This is a genomic window from Geoglobus acetivorans (assembly GCF_000789255.1).
GTDB lineage: Archaea > Halobacteriota > Archaeoglobi > Archaeoglobales > Archaeoglobaceae > Geoglobus > Geoglobus acetivorans_B.
On record NZ_CP009552.1, the window covers coordinates 452,253 to 476,638 of the forward strand.

At 49.8% G+C, this 24,386-nt stretch carries 26 protein-coding genes; 11 read left to right on the plus strand and 15 right to left on the minus strand.

Annotated elements, in window-relative coordinates:
* The first annotated feature begins 72 nt into the window (after nucleotides 1-72).
* Genes GACE_RS02640 through GACE_RS02665 form a run of 6 tightly spaced genes read left to right on the plus strand, consistent with a single transcriptional unit; the run spans nucleotide 73 to nucleotide 3,273 of the window.
* Entirely contained in the window at nucleotides 73-465 is a 393-nt protein-coding gene (locus GACE_RS02640) for a DsrE/DsrF/DrsH-like family protein (protein WP_048090944.1), read from the plus strand.
* 21 nt (nucleotides 466-486) lie between these two features.
* The gene (locus tag GACE_RS02645) at nucleotides 487-723 is read left to right on the plus strand and encodes a sulfurtransferase TusA family protein (protein ID WP_048090946.1); all 237 of its coding nucleotides are present in this window, start codon (nucleotides 487-489) and stop codon (nucleotides 721-723) included.
* A gap of 27 nt (nucleotides 724-750) precedes the next feature.
* Complete coding sequence (locus GACE_RS02650; RefSeq protein WP_048090948.1) at nucleotides 751-1,890, plus strand: NAD(P)/FAD-dependent oxidoreductase; 1,140 nt, start codon at nucleotides 751-753, stop codon at nucleotides 1,888-1,890.
* Nucleotides 1,891-1,900: 10 nt separating this feature from the next.
* On the plus strand, nucleotides 1,901-2,311 hold the full coding sequence (locus GACE_RS02655; protein WP_048093553.1) for a DUF1641 domain-containing protein: 411 nt from the start codon (nucleotides 1,901-1,903) through the stop codon (nucleotides 2,309-2,311).
* A gap of 36 nt (nucleotides 2,312-2,347) precedes the next feature.
* On the plus strand, nucleotides 2,348-2,779 hold the full coding sequence (locus tag GACE_RS02660; RefSeq protein ID WP_048090950.1) for a hypothetical protein: 432 nt from the start codon (nucleotides 2,348-2,350) through the stop codon (nucleotides 2,777-2,779).
* A complete protein-coding gene (locus tag GACE_RS02665; RefSeq protein ID WP_048090952.1) occupies nucleotides 2,746-3,273 on the plus strand; it encodes a PUA domain-containing protein in 528 nt (175 codons plus the stop codon). The genes GACE_RS02660 and GACE_RS02665 overlap by 34 nt, the downstream gene beginning before the upstream one ends.
* Here GACE_RS02665 and GACE_RS02670 read toward each other — a convergent pair.
* The 3 genes from GACE_RS02670 to GACE_RS02680 all read right to left on the minus strand — a co-directional run bounded on the left by GACE_RS02670 (nucleotide 3,270) and on the right by GACE_RS02680 (nucleotide 5,453).
* Nucleotides 3,270-4,262, minus strand: coding sequence for an L-threonylcarbamoyladenylate synthase (locus tag GACE_RS02670; RefSeq protein ID WP_202962746.1), 993 nt, complete (start codon nucleotides 4,260-4,262; stop codon nucleotides 3,270-3,272). The genes GACE_RS02665 and GACE_RS02670 overlap by 4 nt on opposite strands.
* A gap of 79 nt (nucleotides 4,263-4,341) precedes the next feature.
* Nucleotides 4,342-4,731 carry a DUF473 domain-containing protein gene (locus tag GACE_RS02675; RefSeq protein WP_048093557.1) on the minus strand — a complete coding sequence of 130 codons (390 nt, stop codon included), beginning with the start codon at nucleotides 4,729-4,731 and terminating at the stop codon, nucleotides 4,342-4,344.
* A gap of 5 nt (nucleotides 4,732-4,736) precedes the next feature.
* Complete coding sequence (locus tag GACE_RS02680; RefSeq protein WP_048090954.1) at nucleotides 4,737-5,453, minus strand: proteasome assembly chaperone family protein; 717 nt, start codon at nucleotides 5,451-5,453, stop codon at nucleotides 4,737-4,739.
* Between the two features lie 50 nt (nucleotides 5,454-5,503).
* Here GACE_RS02680 and GACE_RS02685 point away from each other — a divergent pair, with 50 nt between their 5' ends.
* Nucleotides 5,504-5,812 (plus strand): DUF5611 family protein, encoded by a 309-nt coding sequence (locus GACE_RS02685; RefSeq protein ID WP_048090956.1) that lies wholly within the window; start codon nucleotides 5,504-5,506, stop codon nucleotides 5,810-5,812.
* On the opposite strand, the gene GACE_RS02690 is transcribed toward GACE_RS02685, so the two are convergent.
* Complete coding sequence (locus GACE_RS02690; RefSeq protein ID WP_048090958.1) at nucleotides 5,809-6,453, minus strand: Yip1 family protein; 645 nt, start codon at nucleotides 6,451-6,453, stop codon at nucleotides 5,809-5,811. The genes GACE_RS02685 and GACE_RS02690 overlap by 4 nt on opposite strands.
* Before the next feature lie 246 nt (nucleotides 6,454-6,699).
* Here GACE_RS02690 and GACE_RS02695 point away from each other — a divergent pair, with 246 nt between their 5' ends.
* Together GACE_RS02695 and GACE_RS02700 are read left to right on the plus strand one after the other, a co-directional pair.
* Complete coding sequence (locus tag GACE_RS02695) at nucleotides 6,700-8,181, plus strand: ATPase, T2SS/T4P/T4SS family (protein ID WP_084063747.1); 1,482 nt, start codon at nucleotides 6,700-6,702, stop codon at nucleotides 8,179-8,181.
* Nucleotides 8,165-10,072, plus strand: coding sequence for a type II secretion system F family protein (locus GACE_RS02700; protein ID WP_048093559.1), 1,908 nt, complete (start codon nucleotides 8,165-8,167; stop codon nucleotides 10,070-10,072). Before GACE_RS02695 ends, GACE_RS02700 begins: the two co-directional genes overlap by 17 nt.
* On the opposite strand, the gene GACE_RS02705 is transcribed toward GACE_RS02700, so the two are convergent.
* The gene (locus tag GACE_RS02705) at nucleotides 10,022-10,849 is read right to left on the minus strand and encodes an EamA family transporter (RefSeq protein WP_048090962.1); all 828 of its coding nucleotides are present in this window, start codon (nucleotides 10,847-10,849) and stop codon (nucleotides 10,022-10,024) included. The genes GACE_RS02700 and GACE_RS02705 overlap by 51 nt on opposite strands.
* A 196-nt stretch (nucleotides 10,850-11,045) precedes the next feature.
* Between GACE_RS02705 and GACE_RS02710 the strand changes: the two genes are divergently transcribed.
* On the plus strand, nucleotides 11,046-12,548 hold the full coding sequence (locus tag GACE_RS02710; protein ID WP_048090964.1) for a Na+/H+ antiporter: 1,503 nt from the start codon (nucleotides 11,046-11,048) through the stop codon (nucleotides 12,546-12,548).
* 14 nt (nucleotides 12,549-12,562) lie between these two features.
* On the opposite strand, the gene GACE_RS02715 is transcribed toward GACE_RS02710, so the two are convergent.
* The 8 genes from GACE_RS02715 to trpC form a co-directional block, all read right to left on the minus strand.
* Nucleotides 12,563-13,486, minus strand: coding sequence for a phosphoribulokinase (locus GACE_RS02715; RefSeq protein ID WP_048090966.1), 924 nt, complete (start codon nucleotides 13,484-13,486; stop codon nucleotides 12,563-12,565).
* Between the two features lie 219 nt (nucleotides 13,487-13,705).
* Nucleotides 13,706-14,470: a tryptophan synthase subunit alpha gene (gene trpA / locus GACE_RS02720; protein ID WP_048090968.1), complete on the minus strand. Its 765-nt coding sequence runs from the start codon at nucleotides 14,468-14,470 to the stop codon at nucleotides 13,706-13,708.
* Nucleotides 14,463-15,629: a tryptophan synthase subunit beta gene (trpB, locus tag GACE_RS02725; protein ID WP_048090969.1), complete on the minus strand. Its 1,167-nt coding sequence runs from the start codon at nucleotides 15,627-15,629 to the stop codon at nucleotides 14,463-14,465. The genes trpA and trpB overlap by 8 nt, the downstream gene beginning before the upstream one ends.
* Entirely contained in the window at nucleotides 15,626-16,267 is a 642-nt protein-coding gene (locus tag GACE_RS02730; protein WP_048090971.1) for a phosphoribosylanthranilate isomerase, read from the minus strand. Before GACE_RS02730 ends, trpB begins: the two co-directional genes overlap by 4 nt.
* The gene (locus tag GACE_RS02735) at nucleotides 16,264-16,821 is read right to left on the minus strand and encodes an aminodeoxychorismate/anthranilate synthase component II (RefSeq protein ID WP_048090973.1); all 558 of its coding nucleotides are present in this window, start codon (nucleotides 16,819-16,821) and stop codon (nucleotides 16,264-16,266) included. Before GACE_RS02735 ends, GACE_RS02730 begins: the two co-directional genes overlap by 4 nt.
* Nucleotides 16,818-18,113, minus strand: a complete 1,296-nt coding sequence (locus tag GACE_RS02740) for an anthranilate synthase component I (protein WP_048090974.1) — start codon at nucleotides 18,111-18,113, stop codon at nucleotides 16,818-16,820. Before GACE_RS02740 ends, GACE_RS02735 begins: the two co-directional genes overlap by 4 nt.
* Nucleotides 18,086-19,066, minus strand: a complete 981-nt coding sequence (gene trpD / locus GACE_RS02745; RefSeq protein ID WP_048090975.1) for an anthranilate phosphoribosyltransferase — start codon at nucleotides 19,064-19,066, stop codon at nucleotides 18,086-18,088. Before trpD ends, GACE_RS02740 begins: the two co-directional genes overlap by 28 nt.
* Nucleotides 19,059-19,757: an indole-3-glycerol phosphate synthase TrpC gene (trpC, locus tag GACE_RS02750; protein ID WP_048090976.1), complete on the minus strand. Its 699-nt coding sequence runs from the start codon at nucleotides 19,755-19,757 to the stop codon at nucleotides 19,059-19,061. The genes trpD and trpC overlap by 8 nt, the downstream gene beginning before the upstream one ends.
* A gap of 98 nt (nucleotides 19,758-19,855) precedes the next feature.
* Between trpC and GACE_RS02755 the strand changes: the two genes are divergently transcribed.
* The gene (locus tag GACE_RS02755) at nucleotides 19,856-20,440 is read left to right on the plus strand and encodes a [protein ADP-ribosylglutamate] hydrolase (RefSeq protein WP_048090977.1); all 585 of its coding nucleotides are present in this window, start codon (nucleotides 19,856-19,858) and stop codon (nucleotides 20,438-20,440) included.
* On the opposite strand, the gene larB is transcribed toward GACE_RS02755, so the two are convergent.
* Both larB and carB read right to left on the minus strand, forming a co-directional pair.
* Nucleotides 20,424-21,155 (minus strand): nickel pincer cofactor biosynthesis protein LarB, encoded by a 732-nt coding sequence (gene larB / locus GACE_RS02760; protein WP_048090979.1) that lies wholly within the window; start codon nucleotides 21,153-21,155, stop codon nucleotides 20,424-20,426. The genes GACE_RS02755 and larB overlap by 17 nt on opposite strands.
* A complete protein-coding gene (gene carB / locus GACE_RS02765) occupies nucleotides 21,152-24,382 on the minus strand; it encodes a carbamoyl-phosphate synthase large subunit (protein WP_048090981.1) in 3,231 nt (1,076 codons plus the stop codon). Before carB ends, larB begins: the two co-directional genes overlap by 4 nt.
* Nucleotides 24,383-24,386: the final 4 nt, after the last annotated feature.

Sequence of the window (24,386 nt, forward strand, 5' to 3'; positions counted from 1 at the left end):
TTTTGAATGGTATTTCAAAAACCGCTAATATTTATATCCGGCAAGCCCTAATTAAATTTTGAGGTGGTTAGAATGGGGAAACTGGCTATAGTTCTGGCAAGTGGGGAGCTTGAAAAGCTCCAGGCAGCAAGCATCATTGCAAGTGTGGCCTCAACCCTGGGAAATGAGGTTGTGGTCTTTGCAACAATGGATGGATTGCTCGCTTTCAGAAAGGATGTTGTTGAGAATAAGGCGTGGAAGACTGCCGGAGACCTCGGCAAGGGCATGCTGGAAAGCAATGTGCCCTTATTCGTGGATACATTCAGACAGGCCAAAGAGGTGGGGAACCTCAAGATGTACGCCTGCGGTATGATCATGGACATGCTCAAGATGAGCAAGGACGACTTTGTGGACATATTCGACGACGTCGTTGGAGTTTCGGCATTCCTTGGAATGATTGAGGGTGCACAGGTTCTGTTTATCTGAAGTCAGAAGGGGGTGGTTGAGATGGAGGTTAAGGCTGATCGAGTTGTGGATGCAAGGGGCAGCTACTGTCCGGGACCGCTCATGGAGCTGATCAAGGCCATCAGGGAGGAGGACGTTGGCAAGATAATCGAGGTCTGGTCGAGTGATGAAAGCTCAGCCAAAGACATTCCGGAATGGGTTAAAAAGGCTGGACACGAGCTTGTAGGAGTTTTTGAGGCGGACGGATACTGGAGAATTGTCGTGAAGAAAACCAGATAATTTTTTAATTTTTGAAGAGGTGGTTCAATGAAAAGGGTTGTTATTCTCGGTGGGGGTGTTGCAGGCACCCTCACGGCGAACTATCTTGTTCCGAAAATAAAAGAGAGGATTAAAAACGAAGAAGTTCAGATAACGCTCATCTCCGACAGGAATTTTCAGATTTACGAACCTGGCTTTCTCTATATGATTTTCAACAGGCTTGGGGAGGGTGAGCTGAAGAGAAATCTTGGTGAACTGGTGGACCCCGCAGTTCAGCTTGTGATAGACAGAGCGACGAAAATAGATGCTGACAACAGCAGAGTTGTAACCGAAAACGGAAGCTACGATTACGACTATCTTGTAATTGCCACGGGTTCGAGGGTGGTTCCTGAGGAGATTCCGGGTCTGAAAGAAGGTGGCCACTGGTTCTACAATCTCGAAGGAGCCACGAGACTCAGGGAGGCGCTTGCGAAGTTTAACGGAGGAAAGATTGTTGTGAGCGTGATGGGCATCCCGCATAAATGCCCGGTTGCCCCCATGGAGGTTACGTTCATCCTGCACGACTTCCTGAGGAGGAGAAATCTGAGGGATAAGAGCGAGTTGCTTTACACCTACCCGATAAACAAGATATTCACCATGGACCCGGTTGTGGAGCTTATTCAGCCGATGTTCGATGAAAGGGGGATACAGTACAAGACGTTCTTCAACCCAATAGAGGTAGATGCCAAAAACAGAAAGGTTATCACGCTTGAAGGAGAAGAGGAGAGCTATGATCTGCTCATTGCCATCCCGCCGCACAAGGGCGCTCAGGTTATAATCGATTCAGGGCTGGGTGACAAGGGCGGCTGGGTACCGACAGACAAGTACACCCTCAGGGTTGACGGTTACGACAACATGTATGCTCTTGGAGATGCCACAAATCTGCCAGTGAGTAAAGCAGGGAGTGTTGCGCACTTCCAGGCGGAGGTTGTTGCAGAGAATCTCGCTGCAGAGATTGAAGGCATAGAGCCGACAGCGATGTTCAATGGAAAGGCATTCTGCTTCATTGAGACTGGATGGGAGGAGGCAACATACATCTGGTTCGACTACTTCACTCCACCAAGGCCTGTTTTACCGAGCAAGTTCGTACACTTTGTCAAGATGGCGTACAACAAGGCTTACTGGCTAACTGCAAGAGGATTGCTGTGAGGTGGTGAGAATGGAGGATAAGACTCAGGAACTTGTTGAAAAACTTCTCGAAAACCAGGATACGATCGAGAAGATTCTTGAAAAGATCATACTCCTTGAGAAAACAGGAGCGCTCGACACTCTGGCTGACCTGGCAGCCTTCGTCAAGGTTGTACAGGACACTCTCAGTGATGAAATCATCAAAAAGAACTCCGAGCTGATCACGAACCTCGGTCTCGTGTCTGCCAAATTCACCAGCGACAACGCCCTGATGCTGATCGATGCAATTGGAGATGCGATCTGCAGGTGCGACAAGGAGCCTGAACCTGTAGGGCTGACCGGATTGCTGAAGGCCATGAACGACCCCGATGTGAAATTCGCCCTTGGATTTCTCATCAACATGGCCAAGGCCCTCGGCAGGGCCCTCAGAGAGAGGGCGTAAAATTTATTTACCAATTTTTTCAATAAAGAGTTTCTGATGTATTCCTACCCGAAGGAAATTGTTGCGGACACATATCTGTCCAGGCTTGGCGGTTTTAGTGAGGAATTTGCCCGGAACGAAATCGGGATAAATGAGAAGGCAATAGAGCTGAACACCTCACTCATCCCGGATGAGACGAAAGTGAAGATTAGGTTTCTGGACGAGCGGGAAAGGCCCTATTTTCTCAGACCAAGATTTACTGTTGTTCCGATTCCGGCTGGCAGGAAAGCATGCGAGTACTCCCGGGATGGAGAGGTTGTGCTCTCCGCCGAACACGCGGAGGTTCTCGGCAACAGGGTTGGCAGGTTCATGGTTCTGAATTCTGTTGAGAGCTTCAGAATCGATGGTGATTATTCGTCCATGGAAAAAGCCGTTAAATCAATGCGTGAGTGGATATGGAAGTCAGAGAGCCTACGAAAAAGGAGCTGAAAATCATAAGAAACGCATTGAAATTTTTCAGGGCGGCAGACCTTATTGATAAATACAGAATCTTCATCGTGGAATCTGGAAAAAAAGAGGTCTATCTGTGTACGGAAGGGGCTTTTGAGCTTTTAATGAACACAGATGCTGTTCATGCTGGCATAAAGATTGGAGAGGTGGGCAGCCGAAGGTTTAGAATGACACTGGAGGGTGCATTTATCATCGCCAAAGACCGCAGAAGAGTGGTTGTGACTGAAAGAGGAGAAATGCTCTTTCTTTACGGCAGGGACGTTTTTGCGGGTTCGGTTGTCGATGTTGATGATGAAGTGAGGGCAAATGACGTTGTGCTGGTGTGCAACAGATATGGCGATGTACTTGGCCTGGGCAGATCGAGGTATGATGCGGATGTTATTGGAAAGCTTCAGCAGGACAGAGTGGTTGTGGAGAATCTTGTTGATAGAGGGGAGTATCTGAGGAAGGAAAAGCTCTACGATGCCTACTAAACCCTGTAAACTCTGCCCGCCTTCGAAAGCCTGTTCATTATTGCCAGTCCCAGCCCTTTTTCCTCAACTCCCTCGACTATGATCACATCGCAGACTCTGTCAAGCTCCCGAAGAGCATCAAAGAGTCTTTCGGCAAACTCTCTCAGAGTGCTGCCGAGGTTGTAGGTGGCAATGCCCTCGAACTCATCAGCCTTCATTGCAGCAATGCCCACTTTTCTTCCATCTCTGGAAAGCCTCTCTGCAAGCTCACGCATCTCATCTCTTGCCGTATCCCCGACGAGAACAATTACATCTGCCTCGGGAGAATAGTGCCTGTACTTCATGCCCGGACTTCTCGCGACATCGGATTTTTTTATGACCTTCACTTCGAAAAACTCCTCGAGCATTTCCCGTGTAATCGCTCCGGGTCTCAGGATTTCCAGTGGATATGTGGTCGTGTCCACGACAGTGGATTCAAGCCCGATCCGGGTTTTTCCGGCATCGATAATGCAGTCTATCTCATTCCCGAAATCTTCAATTACATGCTCTGCCCGAGTGGGGCTTGGCTTTCCGCTTTTGTTGGCTGAAGGGGCGGCTATTGGAACGCCGGAAAGCTCTATCAGTTTCAGGGCGACTTTGTGGGCAGGCATTCTGACGGCCACCGTGTTCAGACCGCCGGTGGTTTCCCCTGGCACAACCTCTTTTTTCCTCATCACCAGTGTAAGTGGGCCGGGGAAGAATTCTTCAACGAGCTTCTCCGCCACCCTGTTTGGTTTGGCCAATTCATATATTTGTTCATGCTCGTGAACGTGGACGATCAGAGGGTTATCCGATGGCCTACCCTTTGCAGCGAAGATTTTTCTTACAGCCTTCCCTTCAAGTGCATTTGCTCCAAGTCCGTAAACTGTCTCGGTTGGGAAAGCGACAAGATTCCCTGCTTTTATCAATTCCGCCGGATAAGATAGTTCTTCCTCGCTGAATTTTTCGGATGATATTCTTATTATCCTCACTCTGAATACTTGCCACGGCTCTGATTAAAAATATTGGCGGGCGATACATCAGGTCAGTCCGCATTTGTTCTTCCAGTTACTATCTTGCCAGAAAGTGGTCAAGCTGAATAACCTCTGCCTCAACCGGACTTAAAATGTCTTTTCTGAACACCTGGATTATTCTTCCAACTCCCCTTGGCCTTATTTTAAGCCTGACAGCGGTCATCTCACATTCCTCGAAGTAGTCATTTCTTGAGTAATACATCGTGTGGGTGGTAAGCTCCTTTCTCTCCACCTCTGCTATTATTCCCGTAACCCCTCTCGATAGATCTACGTTCTTGGCGGTGGTTATGAAGACGCATTCGCCAATTCCCGCATTCAGGGCGCTTGATATGTTGACGACGTTTCTCAGCTCCAGAGTTCTCAGATTTCCCTTCAGCACCTCCTCGATTGTGTATCGGGAAATGCCGGAGATAACATAGCACCTCATTTCCATCACCCGTACATTGGATGGTAATCTTCTTTTACCTCCTGCATCTGTGTCTGCTCTGCGAGCTTCTGCATCTGTGCCTCAATAAACTCCGCCTCCTTTATCAGTTTCTCCGTGCTTATGTCCCATTTGTAAATTCTGTTGAGGGTCAGGATGACCTCTGCAGCAGCCCTCGGGTCGGGATTGAATCCTGCTGTCTCGCCCAGGAGGGCAAATGCCGGAAACTTTCTTGCCACGCACTCGTTCATCAGACTTCCTGCTATGCCGCTTATCGTTCCTGTTCTGAATACCTCCACATGCTCCCTTATCTCGTTCAGAACTTCCTCGGATGTGGCTGCACCGTACACCCTCTTTTTACCCTCAAACGTTGTCAGTCCAGCGAGCGATACCAGCCTTTTTGCGCTGATTGATTCTGCCCATTCAAGAATTACTGAACTGAGGTCGTATGCTATTCCCGGATGAACCGGCACATCGGAGTGTATCAGAACAAAGTTGAGTTCCGGGCACCTGTATATTCTTACAGGAGGCTGGACGACTCCCTCGAAAAGTGTGGCTATTGGAGGAAGCAGCTTGGATTCGATAACTCCAATCTGTTCGAGTTTGAGTTCCAGTATCAGGTGTCCGCTTGCTATTGTTCCAACGAGACCTATTCCGGGAAAGCTTGTAATCAGAATTGGGTTTTCCATGTCTGTGCTTTCGGAATAGACTCTTGTATCTCCCATGAACACAGTTGGGCGGAAAAATATATTACTCTTACTGAATATCTCATTCCATGCGAGAGTACCGATTTAAAAGGGGTTTCAAGCCCACAGCAGAAAGGCTGGAGGAGATGATAATCAAGCATTTTGGCAGCTTCGAAAAGGACGGTGATGTTTACGTTGTCAGATACAAGGCTCTCGAAGAGCTTAGACTCTGGCTCGAAGGGAAAATCCTGAAGGCTGAGACCAGAACGAATCCAAATGTGGACAATGAGACCGCATTTGAAACCCTTAGAACCTACAACAGGTTCCTTGACGAGCTCACAGGATACACCGCAAAAGAAAGAAAAAAGCACATGATGAAGGATGTGGAGGGAAGTTAGACCGGCATGCTTCCAAGCTGTGTGAGGTTCTGGAGGTTCATTATCGAGTATACTGTGTATCCTAAGTAAAGGGCTGCCGGTATCGAGGCAGATATAATTGCTTTTTTGAGTTCTATTTTTCTAATCTTTGCAATTCCATTGCTCCATATTGCAATACTCCATACGAGCGTTGCCAGGTTGACGAACAATCCGCTGTAAATCAGGTTTTTGTTTGTGATTGCCATCAGAAATTCCTGCAGAGTTTCTGGAGATGCTGACTGCAGGAAGTAGTACTGTATTGCGAATTGAATTACTGATGCGATTGCCAGCGGGTAAAAACCGTAGGCTGTAACACCAATGGTTTTGCCAAATTCGCCCTCTCCTCCAAAAAGGCTGGAGATCACGTGAATTATCCCGGCGATTACGACAAGCAGTATGAAAAGCACTATGAATGCTGAGATGAATCCGATCACCGGAGCAATTGCCAGCATGTTCTGCATCAACTCTGATCCGCTGAAAAGCGGTTTCATGTACGATGAGATCAGGTACTGGCTTACTGCGCCGATCGTGGAAATTATGATAATTGGTGGGAGTGCAGCCCTTATCTTAGGCACACTCTCCTCTTCGAAAAACCTTCCGGGATTTGTTAGAGCTTTTATCATAATACGAACAAAACATTGCGAAATATAAAATTTGTGTTTTTGTGGGCCCTGGAGCCACGGAGCATCATGCTTCTCAGCCCCGTCGGGTTCCGGGCCCTGTTGCATTTATGCAGCGCTCCTTAATAAAGTATCTGTTTCGAACAACGGAAAAGTTTATTAGATTTTGATGATAATAATGATTCGGTGAGGTTGAAACTCTCTTTTCGAAAAAAGGAAAAGGAAGAACCTGCCAGATCAGAAGCTGAGATGAGACTGGAAGAAGTCAAATCAGAAGAAGAGCCCGAATACGTTCTTGTAGAAGAATACTGGATAGATGAGCCTTTCTCCAAGATTCAAATAAGGTTCAATAAAGACACTCAGGAACATGTGTATTATGTTGTAGTTCCCAAGCTTGATGGTTATCTGTTTTCCGTGTATTATGTTCTGAAAAATACTGTTGTGGAATACCTGGAAAGCGATGTGGAGCAGGTGGATGACAGAGTAAAGCATCTTGAAGAGATGTCGAGAAAGCTGCTGAAAGAACTTGGGATAGAAGTCGAGGAGGAAGATTTTCAGAAGATATTTTACCACCTCAAGTCCGACTTCATTGAATACGGCCCCATAACCCCCCTCATGAAGGACCGCCTGATAGAAGACATCTCCTGCAACGGCTACAACAAGCCCATATACATCTACCACCGCAACTACCAGAACATCAGAACAAACCTCACCTTCAGAGAGGACGAGCTTGACATGTTCGTCATAAAGCTTGCCCAGATGTCGGGCAAGCACATAAGCATAGCCGAACCTCTCCTGGATGCATCCCTTCCAGACGGATCAAGAATCCAGATGACCTTGGCCAGGGAAGTCACGGACCACGGCTCCACATTCACCATAAGAAAGTTCAGAGAGGAACCCGTAACTCCAGTGGATCTCATCGCCTGGGGAACCTTCAGCATAGAGCAGATGGCCTACCTCTGGCTCTGCATAGAGAACAAGAGGTCCCTCATCTTCGCAGGAGGAACTGCAAGCGGAAAAACCACGTCCATGAACGCCGTCTCAATCTTCATCCCGAGAAGCTCGAAGATAGTGACCATTGAGGACACGAGAGAGATAATGCTCCCCCACGAGAACTGGATTCCCGCAGTCACAAGGGAAACAGGAAAGGTAGTGGACATGTACGATTTGCTGAGAGCAGCCTTGAGACAGAGACCCGAATACATAATAGTTGGAGAGGTCAGGGGAAAGGAGGCACTGACCCTCTTCCAGGCAATGTCCACCGGCCACACCACCTACTCAACCCTGCATGCCGACTCTGTCAACGGCGTCATCCACAGGCTTGAAAACCCGCCCATAAACGTCCCCAGAGCAATGATCGAAGCTTTGGACATAGTCAGCATACAGGCCCAGGTCTTCATGGGCAAGAAGAGGGTGAGAAGAAACTTAGAGATAGCTGAAATCATAGGCGTTGACCCCCACACCAAGATCATGAGAACCACAACAGTCTTCACCTGGGACTCAAGCAAGGACGAACACGTGATGGTCGGCAGTTCAAAGGCCCTTGAAGAACTCAGAATCATGAGGAACTGGTCGAGAAAGGAACTGGAACAGGAGCTTAAGAGAAGGGAAGCAGTCCTCAAATACATGCTCGACAAAAACATAAGAGACTTTAAGGAAGTCGCCAGAATAATTCAGACCTATCAGGTAGATCCGGATAAGGTGGTGAGTGAATTTGGTATTCAGATCTGAGAATAGTTTTACCAAACTTGCGGACAAATTCTTTGGAGACCGGGCGAGAAGGAGACTTAGTGATTACTATGACATGGGGCAGAAGCTTCAGCAGGCGATGATAAACATTCCGCCAGATGTGTATGTTGCGACTCAAATGCTGTTCTCGATTGCTCTGGCAGCGTTCGGCCTGATTCTCGGTGCAATCGTTGCGATAATCGTTTACTTCTTCGTTGAAATTCCAACATTTGACATATACTTTCCAGAACCTTTCCTGTCCTTCTGGCTGGCATACAGAAAGATATTCATAAGCCTGTTCCTTGCAGTGTTTCTCGGAGTTCTTTTCTTCATGATCGGGCAGTTCATCTTCGCCATCTATCCGGGATACGTTGCCAGCGACAGGAAAAGCAAGATCGACAGACTCATGCCCAATGCGGTAATGTTCATGTACTCTCTAAGCTCGGGTGGCATGCCGCTCATTCAGATATTCAAATCCATTGCGAGCTACGAGGATGTTTACAACGAGCTTGCAAAGGAATTCTCAAGGATCGTCCTGGAAATTGAGGAGCTCGGCCATGACCTTGTAACAACTCTGACAAAGGCGGTTGAGCTGACGCCATCCAAAAATCTTGCTGACCTCCTTCAGGGTCTGATCACTATTATTGAGAGCGGAGGTGATTTTACCAGCTATTTCAGAGAGAGGTCTGACTACTATCTTGAAATGGCGAGACAGGATCAGAAAAGCTTTCTCGAATTCCTCAGCCTGATGGGTGAGAGCTACATAACTGCATTTGTAGCAGGACCGCTATTCTTGATCATCATCCAGACGGTTATGGCCGTCATGGGTGAAAGCGATGTTATGCTCCTTTATGCTGTTGTGTACATGATAATACCCGTTGGAGCGTTCTTCTTTGCCTTTATAATAAAGCTCCTCACACCTGTGGAGGTGGGAAAGGCTCCGGTGATTCAGGAGAAGCATGTTCTCAGGAGAGAGATTGATGAGGACGTTATGAAGAAGTGGAACAGCTGGAAAATGAGAAAGAAGCTCAATCCAAAAGAGCTGTTTATTGAAAATCCTCCGGCTGTGTTTTTGATCTCCATCCCTCTCGCAGTGGCGTTTGCTCTGTTCGGCATAATGCAGTATACCTTTTCTCCAACCATTGACTGGTTCTTTCTGGTTGATGACAACATCTTCATCTCGATTGTAATTGCTCTGCTCCCCTACGCTGTGGTTTATCAGATCAACAAAAGGAGAACCGGGATGGTTCTCAAATTCACGCCCGTTTTTCTGAACAGAATAGCCTCCATGAACGAAAGCGGTATGAATATCACAAGGGCGATAAGGACACTTGCAAAAACAGATACCACACCCTTGAGGAAGGAAATAGAGAAGATAAACAGGGATCTGGAGTGGAATATCAGCCTCGTTGATGCCCTGATCAGGTTTGCAAACAGACTCAGAACATTTGAACTCACGAGAACCACCATTTTGCTTGTTGAGTCTCTGAGGAGTACACCAAATGTTACGGAGATCCTCAGAATTTCAGCAAAGGATGCGAGCAATGCCGAGCTTCTCAGGAGGGAGAGGATAAAGAACATGTCGATGTACGTCATGATCATCTACATCAGTTTCTTCGTTTTCATTGGAATAGTGTACATCATCTCGACCACCTTCCTGTCCGTGCTTGCCGAGAGCACTTCAAAGGTGGCTGCGGCGGGAGGAGGATTCATGTCAATGGGGAGCATTGATGAGGAGTTTTACAAGGGAATCTTCATGCATGCGGCGGTTTTCCAGGGTCTGTTCGCCGGGCTGGTTGCCGGAGTGATGGGTGAGGGAGACTTCTCCTCTGGCGTCAAGCACTCACTGATCATGCTCATCTTTGCCTACGTGCTTTTCACCGTCTTCATTTAATGCGATTATGACTGCCACCATGATCAGAACGGCTCCGATGAGCTGAACTCCTTCAAGCATCTCCCCAAAAATCATGAAGCCGATGAACCCCGCGACAACCGGCTCGATAAGGGCTATTAATGGGCCCTTATCGACTCTGGTTCTGCTCATGCCGTATGTGAGCAGGAGGAAGGGTATTGCTGTAGAAATCAGGCCGAGACCGATAACAAGCGAAGGGTCTGCCGGCGTTATTCTGACAAACGGTATGGCCAGGAGTGTGGGGATGAGCAGGTTTGAGAAGGTTATCTGCAGTGAGGAGTACAGCTTTCCGAACCTGTTCAGAAGAATGAACAGCACAGCGTAGCTTATTCCTGATAGCATGCCCGCAATGATGCCTGTGTTGATATCGTTTTCCGGACTCAGTAGGAGATAGAGGCCAGATATCCCGAGAATAAGGGTGAACAGGCTTTTTTTAGAGAATTCTCCGGTGAATATTGTGTATGCTGTTACATAGACCGGCGCCATGTACAGCAGCAATGCGGCGGTTGCGGCGCTTAGCTGTGATATGGCAGTGATGTAGAAGAAAACAACACCAAAATTGAAGAGACCCAGAATCAGCAGCCTGAGGCTGAAAGCTGGTTTTTCTCTCTTAACGAGCATGAATAGCGAGATGAAGAGGAACGCGATACCCGTCCTGTAAAACGTCATTGTGAGCGGGTGAAGGTTGAGTGATTTGATGAAATAGGGCAGAGTCCCCATGAGGACTGCAGACACCAGCACCGCAAGCTCTCCTCTCATTCTTCAGCCGAATACTCTATTTGCATATAATCTTTTTTCTGCTGAACCGTTTATGTGCCAGTTTGAGCCACACTGATAGGCGATAAAAAATTCTCCGCCTTTTGCGGAAAGGGGACGGTTTAACGCTCCCCACTGCCCTGATGTGTAGAATGATATCAACCGTTTCATTTATTTTCACCCAACACGAAATGTCTGCATGGACATTCTGGTCGAACTTCTATCGCTGCTGCTGATTGCAATACTGATTGCCACCGCGGTAAAGTATATCCGCGTACCCTACACTATAGCCCTCGTTCTTGTGGGCATTGCGGTGGGGCTTTCGGGTCTATTTCCACCAATTCAGCTCACAGAAGAGTTGGTTTTCACTCTCATTCTTCCTCCCCTGCTGTTTGAAGGGGCACTTGCGATGGACATCGGAGAGCTGAGGAGGAACCTTAAACCCATCCTCTCCCTCGCAACCCTCGGACTTGTTGTCTCTATACTGGTCACGGGGTATATTGTGAGTCTTGCGGGACTTCCTCTGCTTTTGGCCTTGATATTTGCCGCAATGGCATCTCCAACAGACCCGGTTTCAGTCCTTGCCACATTCAAGAAGCTCGGAGCGCCCAGAAAGCTGACGACAATAATGGAAGGAGAGAGCATAATAAACGACGGCACGGCCGTGGTAATATATTCGATACTGTTCGGTATGCTGGAAGGCACATCGACGCTATCCCAGGGTGTGATTGAGTTTTTCTTTGTGTGCGTGGGTGGTGCTATCATAGGTTTTCTGCTGGGGTACTCTGCCCACAGGCTTTTGAGGCACATTGACGATGCCCTGATAGAGGTTACACTCACGGTAATCCTTGCCTTTGGAACGTTCCTGGTAGCCGAGAGCCTCGGAGTTTCCGGGGTGATAGCGGTTGTTTCTGCAGGCCTCATTGCAGGTAATTACGGCACCGAGTTTTCAATGTCTCCGACAACGAGAATAACACTGGTCAACTTCTGGAGCGCAATAGTGTTCATAGTCAATTCCCTCGTCTTCATACTCATAGGCCTCGACACTCCGGTTTACAGGCTCGCAGACAACCTCTGGCTGGTCGGACTTGCTATACTTGCCGTTCTTGCCGGGAGAGCGTTTGTTGTCTATCCAACTTTGACGGCATTCCGGATGAACCTCCCGTGGCAGAACATAGTGTTCTGGGGAGGGCTGCACGGCACCATACCGGTCGCACTCGCGCTGAGCTACGAAGGGCCCATGAGGGAAGAGATCGTCTCGATGGTTTTTGGGGTGGTCATATTCTCACTGGTGATTCAGGGATTGAGTCTTGACATCTATGCGAGGAGAGTTTTCAGGAAAGACGAGAGCAGGGCCGAATACGAGGAGCTGAGGGCGAGGCTGTACAGCATCAGAAAGGCGATGGAAGAGGTATCCAGGATGGCGACCAGAGGAGAGATTGACCACGAAGTTGCTGCGCAGACCATCGAAAGACTTGGTAAAATGGCGGAAAGTGTGAAAGCAAAGCTTTCCGTGGTCGTGGACAGAGAGAAGATACGGGAAGAGGAGTACAGAAAAGTCTGGAGAGAGGTTCTCGAAATAAGAAGAAGTGCCGTAGGTGAACTCATTCGAAAGGGTATAATCGGCGAGGATGCTGGCGGGAGGGTAATGCGGGAGATTGACGAGGAACTGGTCGAGCTTGAAAGTGGCGAGAGCGAATAGCTTCGAAAATCAGGCTATAATTTTTCAGAGTTCATGACCTCAACCAGGTTCCAGCATATCATCAGCTTCGCAACCTCTGTGGAGCTTGCATACTCTCCAACGTCCCACTTGAGCTTTTCTCCCGTCTCGTCCCTCAGAACGTCGAGGAGCGATTCGAAAATTTCCACGCTCAGAAAGCCATCCACGTCTATGAAGCTCGCCCTTCTTCCGTGGTAGTAGTCCGAGAAGAAGGATATGGCGAAATCCCTTTCTCCGGCCTTGATCATCCTCGAGAGGTCCAGTTTCAGGCCGACATGCTTCATGTTCACCGAAAGGTTGGTGAAGACGAGCCTTACCCGGTACATCTCCTCCTGGGAGGACAGGTAGGCTATCCTTTCCGAGCTCTTCAGCATGCTGGGGTAGATCTTCACGATTGTGTCGGCATAGATTTTCTGGAAGTCCACGAATCTCTTGTAGTCCGGCTCCCTCAGGATTATCTCCCTGATGACGTCCTCTCTCCTGTAGCCTCTCTCCTCAACATCCCTTTTCAGCTTCCACATCCTCTTGATCTCTCTGGCAGGATCAACGAATATCCTGTAGTCGTAAATCTCGTTGAGCCCTTCGTAGAGGGTGTGCAGCCCCTCGGCGATCACGATTTCCCCTGGCTTAAAGGTCTCGCAGCACCTCCTCTCGCCGAGAGAGTGGTCGTAAACCGGCTTCTCAATCGCTTTTCCATCCCTGAGATTCAGCAGGTGCTCCCTGAACAGCTCCAGGTCAGTCATTTCAGGATTGAGGGGCGTTATTCCCCTCTCAAGCCTCTCCCTCCTGGACAGGGTGTGGTAGTCGTCCATGCTGAACGCTGCAACTCTTCCGGGAAACATCTTCCTGATGCCCTCGGCAAAAGTTGTTTTGCCTGAACCGCTGTCTCCGGCGATGCCTATCAGGAAAACCCTCCCCATCGGGAGGATTTTACACTGAAAAAAGAAAAGCTTTTCTCATTTCATCCCTGTGCTGAGGGCTGTTTTTGAGGTGTGTCTTCATGGCTCCACTACAGCGTTGGAGTGCATTGGGTTCCTGGATGTTCGGCAGAGTTTCCCGCCGCGGAAACTCCTCCACAAAATAGGGTGTAAATGGGCTCAGTGAATGTTTGAAAAACCCTGTGTGTCGATGGGCTTTCATTAGCTTCCAGGATCGTCGGTCAGCCCTTTCGCAAGCTCCCTGACTCTTTCCTCAATGTGCTTGTCCGCATCCTCCCCGTACATCTCAATAAGCTCCACTATCGCGCTGCCGACAATCACTCCATCAGCTCCAGCCTGAATCAGCGCTCTCACATGCTCCTCTTTGGAAACTCCAAATCCCACGCCGACAGGATTCCTGCAGATGGATTTTGCCCTGCTGAGGAGGTCGAACGCCCTCTCTCCGATTCTTTCTCTCTTTCCCGTGGTACCGTAATCAGAGGTGAGGTAAACGAATCCCGTGCTCGCCTCGTCAATGACCCTCAACCTCTCGTCCGTTGTGTTGGGTGAGGCTATGAAAATCGTTCTGATTCCGTGTTTTGTGCAGAGCTCCACGTATTCTCTGCTGCTGTCTGCTGGCAGGTCAACTGCAATTATCCCATCAACCCCAGCCTCAGCTGAAAGCCTGATGAACTTCTCAACACCCATTCTGAATACGGGGTTGTAGTACGTCATCAGCACAACCTTCTTCTCAGAGTGGTCTCTGAACCCCCTGACGATCTCGAAGACGTCTCTTACTCTGAAACCTTTCTTCAAAGCTCTGATGCTGGCTTTCTGAATCACACTGCCATCGGCAACCGGGTCGCTGAAGGGAATCCCGAGCTCGATCACGTCGGAATACCTCTCAAGAACGAGCATGAAGTCCAGGGTTTTTTTCGGGCTGGGATCGCCTGCGGTGATGAATGTAACGAGCGATTTTTCAAGCATTTTCCAGCACCTCCATAACTATGCCCATATCCTTGTCCCCCCTGCCGGAGAGGTTCACCACGATTGCATCGTCCCTGTCAAGCTGCTCCGCGAGTTTCATCCCATATGCCAGAGCGTGGGCAGATTCGAGTGCTGGAATTATCCCTTCGGTCCTTGACAGCTCCATGAAGGCCGATAATGCTTCCCCGTCTGATGCTGTCACGTACTCCGCCCTTCCTGTTTCCATGAGCCACGCATGCTCTGGCCCTACTCCCGGATAATCAAGCCCGGCAGAAATGCTGTGGGTGTCGAGAATCTGACCATCCTCATCCTGAAGGAAGTAGGATAGCATTCCATGCAGCACACCCTTCTCTCCTGCACTGAGGCTTGCAGCATGCTCCCCGCTCTCGATGCTCTTTCCTCCAGCCTCAACACCTATCAGCCTCACCTCTCTGTCTTCGATGAACTCGTGAAACGCACCGATGGCGTTGCTCCCTCCACCGACGCACGCAATTATCGCCTTCGGCAGGCAGCCCTCGGTTTCGAGGATCTGGGCTTTGATCTCTTTCCCGATAACGGACTGAAAGTCCCTGACGATTGTGGGATAGGGGTGGGGACCTACCACAGAGCCAATGAGGTAGTGGGAATGTTCAAAGCTCCTGCTCCAGTCCCTCAGGGCCTCGTTTATCGCATCCTTGAGGGTTCTGCTTCCGCTTTTAACAGGAATGACGTTCGCTCCAAGCAGCTTCATCCTGAACACGTTCTGCCTCTGCCTCTCAACGTCCTCAGCTCCCATGTACACGTCCACCTTCAGTCCGAGCTTCGCTCCGGCCATCGCAGTGGCAACACCATGCTGGCCCGCTCCCGTCTCAGCTATGAGCCTGCTCTTCCCCATGTGTTTCGCGAGAAGAGCCTGGCCGAGAGTGTTGTTTATCTTGTGCGCTCCGCTGTGTAGCAGATCCTCCCTCTTCAGGTATATCCTCGCCCCACCAGTTTTTTTGCTCAGATTCCTGGCATAGTAAAGCGGGGTGGGCCTTCCTGCGTAGCTCCTCAGCAGGTAATCAAGCTCTCTCCTGAACTCCTCACTTTCCTTAAGCTCCTCGTACTTCTCCTCCAGCTCCTCGAGCGGAGGTATGAGCATCTCGGGGACAAACCTTCCTCCAAACTCGCCAAATCTCATCTGATCACCCTTTCTGAGATTCCCGCCTTGACGTTTTTCACAAACCTCCTGACAAGGGATTCGTCCTTCCTGCCGTTTCTCTCAACCCCACCCGAAACGTCAACACCAATAGGCTTCACGAATTCAACCGCCGATCTGACGTTCCCGGGATTGAGGCCGCCAGCAAGGATCACCCTTTCCACCTTTGCCACCTCCCTGCTCACTCTGAGATCGTGGAGCTCACCGGTGCCCCTCCCTGTGTCGAGGAGCGCGAAGTCGGGCTTGTACTGTTCGATTCTTCTGACTGTATTCTCGGCATCCCTTCTGAAGTCCCTGGAACGCTTTGGTATCCTGAACGCTTTAATAAGCCTGAATCCGTGGTCTTTCAGCATTAGAAAATCACTCACAGGAAAAATCCCGGAATGGATCTGCAGACATTCTGCGTTTATTTTCCCTGCGGTTCTGCAGGCATCATCGAAGCTGCTGCATGTGAGAACAGCAAAGACGGGGATTGATGCCACCTCGATTATTTCTCTTGCCACCCCATAATCTACAAATCTTTTAGAGCTGCTGTCCATAACGACTCCGGCAAAATCTGCGTACCTCTCAACGAACTCGAGCTCCTCGATGCTCCTTATGCCGCATACCTTCACGATCATCTGCACACCTCCACGAAATTCTCTATTATCCTGAGACCCTCCTTTTTCGGGGTGAGCACGCTCTCCGGGTGGAACTGAACACCCTCCAGCAGTCCATCCCTGCTCCTGATGCCCATGACCACTCCATCTGAGGTCGCAGTAACCCTGAATCCGTCCGGAACCCCTGTTACCGCGAGAGAGTGGTACCTCCCTGCCTTCAGCGGGTTAGAAACCCTGCGGAAGACCCCTTTTCCATCGTGCCTCACCACACTTGCCTTTCCGTGGGCAGGGTTTATCCTCTCCACTCTGCCTCCAAACACGTGGGCGATAAGCTGGTGTCCGAGACAGACTCCGAGAACTGGCACATCTGACCTGAGAATGATTTCCGGGCTGTTGCCCACATCCTTGCTTCTGGGATGCCCGGGACCGGGAGAGATGATTATGCCATCCGGATTGAGCCTTCTCACCTCTCCTGCATCTACGGTATTCTCCACGACCTTCACCCTGTCGAACAGCGAAACGTATTCGACAAGGTTCCACACGAACGAATCGCGGTTGTCAACGACGAGAATCATCTTTCCACCTTCAGGGCCCTTAAAACCGCCTCCATCTTTCTCTCAGTTTCGAGGTACTCCCTTTCCGGATTCGAGTCTGCTACTATTCCCGCTCCAGCCCTGACCCTGACCTTTTTTCCGAATTCCGCCATCCTGATGGCTATTGCAAAGTCGGCCTCTCTGGAAAAGTAGCCCACCGCTCCACCGTAAACTCCCCTCTTCGAGCGCTCTATCTCGTCTATGATCTCGATCGCCCTGATCTTCGGCGCCCCTGTGAGCGTTCCGGCTGGAAAGCATGCGGAGATCGCGTCGAAAACGTCGCACTCATCTCTCAACCTGCCCCTGACCTCACTTTCGATGTGCATCACGTGGCTGTACTTCAGCACCTCCATGAACCTGACAACCTCGACACTGCCGGCTTTGCACACCTTTCTGACGTCGTTTCTTGCCAGGTCAACAAGCATTACGTGCTCGGCCCTCTCCTTCTCGTCTTTTAGGAGCTTCCTGGAAATTTCAGCATCTTCATCCTGATTTCTGCCCCGTCTCGCAGTGCCCGCTATGGGATTGACCTTCAGGTACCCATCTTCAACGCTCGCAAGGGTCTCGGGGGATGAGCCCGCAAGCGCGACGTCGAACTCGAGGCAGAACATGTAGGGGCTGGGGTTCAGCCTTCTCATGTTCAGGTAGGCCTGAAATGGGGACATGTCTGTGTCCACTAAGTATTCCCTTGAGATAACGACCTGAAAAACGTCTCCTGCAAAAACGTGATCCTTTGCCCTCAGAACGTCCTCGACGAACTCCTCCATCCCCGAATCCTGTCCCGCAATTTCGGAAGTGCAATCCTCGAATTCGGGATCAACTCGCCTTGCCCTCATCACCACGCTCTCAGCCCACTCAATCTGCTCGTCGCTATCAGCGAAGAAGTACAGCCCGTTCTCCAGGTGGTCGAATACGAAAAACGAGCTGTAATGCCCGAAGACGGAGCTCCTTTCCACCTCATTGCCGATGTGCTGAAGGACGCTGTCGTACGGGATGTAGCCAACGAACCCACCGGAAAAGCGCTTTCCGGAAAAGTTCAGGCTGAAACTCTTGAGAGCCCTGAAAGGATTTTTCTCCTTTGAAACGAGCTTTCCGTCAACCCTCGTCCCCCTCTCGCCTGTCTCAACCACAAAGTCGGGATTTGCAGAGATGTAGGTGTATCTGGCTCTCCTGCTGTGTCTGTCGGCAGACTCAAGTATGAACGGGTAGCTTTCCTCCCTCAGGACGCTGTAGAGCTTGACCGGCTCTACCGGTTCGAGCCGCCTGACGCGCATGCTATTTCCTCCAGCTTTTTCATGGCACTGCCATCGAGGGTGCTCTCTGCCACCTCTCTCGCCTCGATGAAGTCGTCAAAACCACAGATGTAGAGTGCGAGAGATGCGTTCAGCAGGATGAACTTCCTGTCCTCCTCCAGACCGTTTCCCGAAAAAACCGCTCTAACTCTCTCCACGCTCTCCTCAGCTGATAGGCATGGAATGAGCCTGCACCTCTTCATGCCGAAGTACTCGGGAGTTACAGTGTAGCTCTCCAGCCTGTCACCGTCAACCTCCCACACGAGAGTTCTTCCGGATGGACTGACCTCGTCAATCGGATAGCCGTGCACGACCGCTGCCCGCTCAACGCCGAGGATGTTCAGAGCCACGGCGATCTTTTCCGCCAGCACCTCCTCACTCACGCCGAGCAGAATCTTTTCTGGCCTTGCGGGATTTGCGAGGGGGCCCAGAATGTTGAAAACAGTCCTTATTCCTAAGCTCTTCCTGACGGGCATCACTTTCGACATGGACGGGTGGTAGAGCGGTGCGAAGAGGAACGTGAAGTTTGTTTTCTCGAGCAGTTGCCTCGCTTCACCCGGGTCGAGCATTATTTTAACTCCAGCTTTTTCGAGAAAGTCTGCCGAACCGCTTTTCGATGTTACAGACCTGTTACCGTGCTTTGCCACCCTTGTAAACAGCGATAGGATGATTGCTGCGGCACTGCTCACGTTTACTGTGGCCATTCCGTCACCACCTGTTCCAACAATGTCCGTAACCTCACCCAGGTTCAGAGAGACGGCACGGTCAATCATCGCCCTTGCGAACCCTGCAATCTCCTCCGCCTCATAACCCCTCACCTCGAGGGCTGAAAGAAAACCTGCAACTCTGTAGGGATTTTCGTCAAAAAGTTGCGAGAACACCTCGTACGCTTCATCGAACGTCATCCTCTTGGGTGAGATTACGTGTTCAAGCATCCTCAACACCCCTCACGAACTGCCTGACCTTCCCTTCCATGTTTTCAGCCACCATGAAGGCCGTGCCAACAAGAACGGCATCCGCATGTTTCAGAGCGCGGCTCAGGTGGTCGAGGGTGAATATTCCGCTCTCGCTGACCTTTAAGGCGGGCGATTTCAACAGGGGTGCGAGCCTCTCGGTTACCTCCACGCTCCCGTCGTCGAGCTCGAGCTTCGAAATGTCCCTGTTGTTTATCCCAACGAGTTTTGCGCTAACCTCGTTTGCAAGTTCCACGTCTTCTGGAGAGTGCACTTCGACGAGAGCCTCGATTCCGTGGTCGTTGCATGCATCAACGAGCTCCGCGGTTCTCTCGCCGAGAAGTCCTGCTATCAGCAGCAGTGCGGAACCTTCAGCCTCAGCTGTCCTTTCCACTTCATCAACGCTCGTTACGAAGTCCTTCCTGAGCACAGGAAGGTCCGTGTTCCTGCAGATCTCCCTGAACGTCCTGAAGTCTCCTCTGAAGTGATCCCTTTCAGTTATGTAGGATATTCCCGCAACGTCGCACCTCTCGTATGTTCTCAGGATGTCCTGGATTTTCCTGCCTCCCAGCAGGTCTCCGTGCTTGGGGGAGTGGACCTTGATCTCGGCTATCACCGCGTTGAGCTTCTCCTGTTTTCTAAGCTTAATCATTTTTGATAGGTATTTTCTCATAATTTGGGAACATACTTGGATAATTTATAAAGCTTTCCAGAATAACGGAAACGTAATGTGCTGGAAATGATTTATAGAGTGACTGCAGCACTTAAAACATGGAGCCTGAAGTCGTCCTGAACTTCGGCGGTATGGCTGTAAAGCTCGTCCAGGGAGACATCACGGCATATCCTGCCGAGGCCATTGTCAATGCGGCAAACAAATACCTTGAGCACGGAGGTGGAGTGGCTTACGCAATCGCGAGGGCATGTGCGGGAAATGCTGCTGAATACACGAAGCTCAGCAAAAAGGCGATGAGGGAGCAGGTTGGCAGGGATTACATAGAGCACGGTGAGGTCGTCGTTACTCCAGCTATGAGGCTCGAGGAGAGGGGGATAAAGTACGTCATCCACACCGTCGGACCAATCTGCAGGGAAAAGTGGGGCGAGAGCCTTGAGAAAAAACTCTACCTGGCGTTTGAGGGGCCGTTGAGAAAGGCTGATGAAATGGGGCTTTCAAGTATCGCCTTCCCTGCGGTGAGTGCAGGTATTTACGGCTGCCCCCTGAACATGGTCGTTGAAACATTTATCGATGCTGTGAAGACTTTTTCTGGCAGAGCCAAGAATCTCAGAGAGGTAGCTCTGGTCATCTATGACGAAAAGTCTACAAGAGTTGCTGCGGAGATTTTCAGGGATTTCCTCTAATTCTTCTTGAAATGAGGTACGCAAAAACCGCCGCCCCGAATCCGTTGTCGATGTTTACAACAGCGACACCTGAGGAACAGCTCTGTAGCATGGAAAATAGCGTTGTGATCCCGCCCAGATTCGTGCCGTATCCCACAGATGTTGGTACGGCTATGACGGGTAAGTCAACCACTCCGGCAATCACCGATGGCAGAGCCCCCTCCATTCCGGCAACAACTATGATCGAGTCCACATCCTCTTCAGACAGAATTTCGAGGGGTTCGATCAGCCTGTGTATTCCTGCAACGCCAACATCGTAGAACTTCAGCACCTCAAGACCGAGGAATTCTGCAGTTTCCTTTGCTTCCTCAGCAACACATGCATCCGAACTCCCGGCAGAGAAAATGGCCACCTTTCCCGTATTTTCGTGAAGTTTCAGATACCCTGCAGTTCTTGCTTTTTTGTTGATGTTCAGACCGAGCTTCTCCAGCTCAACCATCTGTTCTTCACTCAGCCTGGTGAAGAGGATTGGTCTTTTCTCTTCAACGGCATTTTTTGCGATTTCAACGACCTCCTCCTTTGATTTGAACTCAGCGAGAACCGCCTCTGGTTTACCTGCTCTCAGGTGTCTCAGATGGTCGATGTTTATGTTTTCAGATAATTTTGAAAGAAATATTCTGGAAATTTTTTTCCCGTCCAGCCTTTTCAGGAGTTCCTGAAACTCCTCCTCTTTCATTCGAACTCACCGTGGTACTCCTGAATGCTCTTTATGGTCATCTGTGCTCTTCTCATTGCCTCCATGCCCTTTACGGCAGCAATGGCTCCACTTACTGTGGTTATGTACGGTACGCCGTGATCGACTGCGGTTCTTCTTATCATGAACCCCTCCGTCTTGCCCCTCTTTCCGCTGGGAGTGTTTATTATGAAATCAATTTCTCTGTTGATTATCTTGTCAATGATGTTTGGCCTCCCCTGACTTACCTTTAGAACAATCTCTGCATCGATTCCGTTCTTTCTCAGAAAATCTGCGGTCCCGTCCGTGGCGAGTATTCTGAATCCCATTTCGTCCAGCTTTTTGATCGCCTGAATGATTTTTGGCCTGTCTTCCTTTCTCAGGCTTACAAAGACCGTGCCTTCAAGCGGCAATCTCATTCCTGCGGCAAGCTGGGCTTTGTAATAAGCAACGCCGAAGTCGTAATCCACGCCCATGACCTCTCCGGTGCTTTTCATTTCAGGTCCGAGGACGGGATCAACGCCCGGAAGTTTGATGAACGGGAAAACCACCTCTTTGACAGCCACATGCTTTGGAAATATTCTTTCCTTCAGATTGAAGTCTCTGAGCTTTTTCCCGAGCATGAGCTTTGCCGCTATTTTAGCGAGTGGAATCCCTGTAACCTTGCTCACGAATGGGACAGTTCTGCTTGCCCTCGGGTTTGCTTCGAGGATGTAAACTTTCTCATCCTTGACGGCATACTGAATGTTTAACAGCCCGACAACTCCCAGTTCGAGGGCGAGTTTCCTCGTGTAGTCTATCACCGTATCGATTATGTGTTTCGAAACACTCTGGGGTGGCAGTACACAGGCTGAATCACCGCTGTGGACTCCAGCTTCCTCAATATGCTCCATTATTCCTCCAATGAAAACGTCCTCGCCATCGCAGAGGGCGTCAACCTCTATCTCAATCGCATCTTCCAAGAACTTGTCGATGAGGATTGGTTTTTCAGGGCTGACCTCAATAGCCTCTTCAATGTATCTTTCAAGCGTTTCCTCGTCGTAGATTATTTCCATCGCCCTTCCTCCAAGCACGTAGCTGGGTCTTACAAGCACGGGGTATCCGATCTGTCCCGCTATTCTCTTTGCCTCTTCGATGCTGTATGCTATACCGTTTTCTGGCTGGGGTATTCCGAGCCTCGTGCATATCTCTGCGAACTTTTCCCTGTCTTCTGCAAGGTCTATGGAGTCCACCGACGTGCCAAGAATCCTTGCACCACTCTCTTCAAGCTGCCTCGCTATGTTGAGCGGTGTCTGGCCACCAAACTGGACGAATACACCCTCTGGTCTTTCGTTCTCGTATATGTCCATGACATCTTCATGCGTTATGGGTTCGAAGTAAAGCCTGTCAGAGGTGTCGTAGTCTGTTGAGACGGTTTCCGGATTGTTGTTGACCATGATTGTTTCGAAACCCTCCTCCTTTGCACTCAACACTGCATGAACACAGCAGTAGTCGAATTCAATACCCTGACCGATCCTGTTTGGACCACTGCCCAGAATCATGACCTTCTTTCTCTCCGTTGGAGCAGCATCGTTCTCGAACTCGTATGTTGAATAGTAATAGGGTGTCTTTGCTTCGAACTCTGCTGCGCAGGTGTCCACCATTTTAAAGGTGGAAATCAGGCCTTTTTTCTTCCTGGCTTTTCGGACTTCCTTTTCGGTTGTGTTGAATATGCGTGCAAGCTGAACATCACTGAAACCGTACTGTTTGGCCTTCTTGAGAACCTCAGGGTCAAGATCGTCTATGGAACATCTTTTTGCAAGTTCTTTCAGCTCCTTTTCGACTCTAATTATGTTCTCAATTTTCTCGATAAACCAGGGATCGATTCTGGTAATTTCTGCAATTTCTTCAACGGAAAAACCGTTTTCGAGAGCGTATTTTATGTAAAATACTCTCTGATGGTTTGGAGTGATGAGCTTCTGAATTATTTTGTCCTTTGATGGTTTCCTGTCCTTGCCATCGGATCCAAGCCCAAACCGCCCGATTTCGAGGCTTCTGATTGCTTTCTGAAGTGCCTCCTCAAACGTCCTCCCTATCGCCATTACTTCGCCAACGCTTTTCATCTGGGTTCCGAGGGTTTTGTCCGCAGTCGGGAATTTGTCAAACGCAAACCTGGGGATTTTCACAACGACATAATCTATCGTGGGCTCGAAGCTTGCAGGGGTTTCCTTCGTTATGTCGTTGGGAATTTCATCGAGCGTGTAGCCCACAGCGAGCTTTGCAGCAATCTTTGCTATGGGGAATCCCGTTGCCTTAGAAGCGAGAGCAGAGCTTCTGCTGACTCTCGGGTTCATCTCTATTGCCAGAATTCTCCCGTTTTCCGGGTGTACTGCAAACTGAATGTTGCTTCCTCCCGTCTCGACTCCTATTTCTCTAATTATCTTTATTGCGTAATCTCTCAGAGCCTGGTATTCCTGATCCGTCAGGGTTTGGGCGGGAGCGACCGTTATGCTGTCCCCAGTATGCACTCCCATGGGGTCGAAGTTCTCGATCGAGCAAATGATGACGACGTTGTCTGCTTTATCTCTCATCACCTCAAGCTCGAACTCCTTCCAGCCGATAACGCTCTCCTCTATCAGCACCTGGTTTATCATTGAAAGCTCTATTCCTCTCTCTGCTATCTCCTTCAGCTCGTCCCTGTTGTAGGCAATTCCTCCTCCCGTTCCTCCAAGAGTGAATGCAGGTCTGACAACAACAGGGTATCCAAGTCCCTCCGCAATTTCAAGAGCTTCATCAACACTTTCCGCAATTTCGCTTCTCGGGACGTCAAGTCCTATGTTTTCCATGGCCTTTCTGAAGAGGTCCCTGTCTTCCGCCTTTTTTATTGCGTCTATATTTGCACCTATCAGCTGGACACCATACCGTCCGAGAATTCCCTCCTCGTAAAGCTGAACAGCAAGATTCAATCCCGTCTGACCGCCAAGCGTAGGTAATAGTGCGTCGGGCCTTTCTCTTTCAATTATCTTTTCAAAGACATCCGGTGTGAGCGGCTCAATGTAGGTTCTGTCCGCCATGTCGGGGTCTGTCATAATCGTCGCAGGGTTTGAGTTGACAAGCACGACCTCATAACCCTCTTCTCTCAGGGCCTTGCACGCCTGACTCCCCGAGTAATCGAATTCTGCAGCCTGACCGATTACTATCGGCCCGCTACCAATGACCAGAATTTTCCTGATATCTTCTCTTTTCGGCATCGCA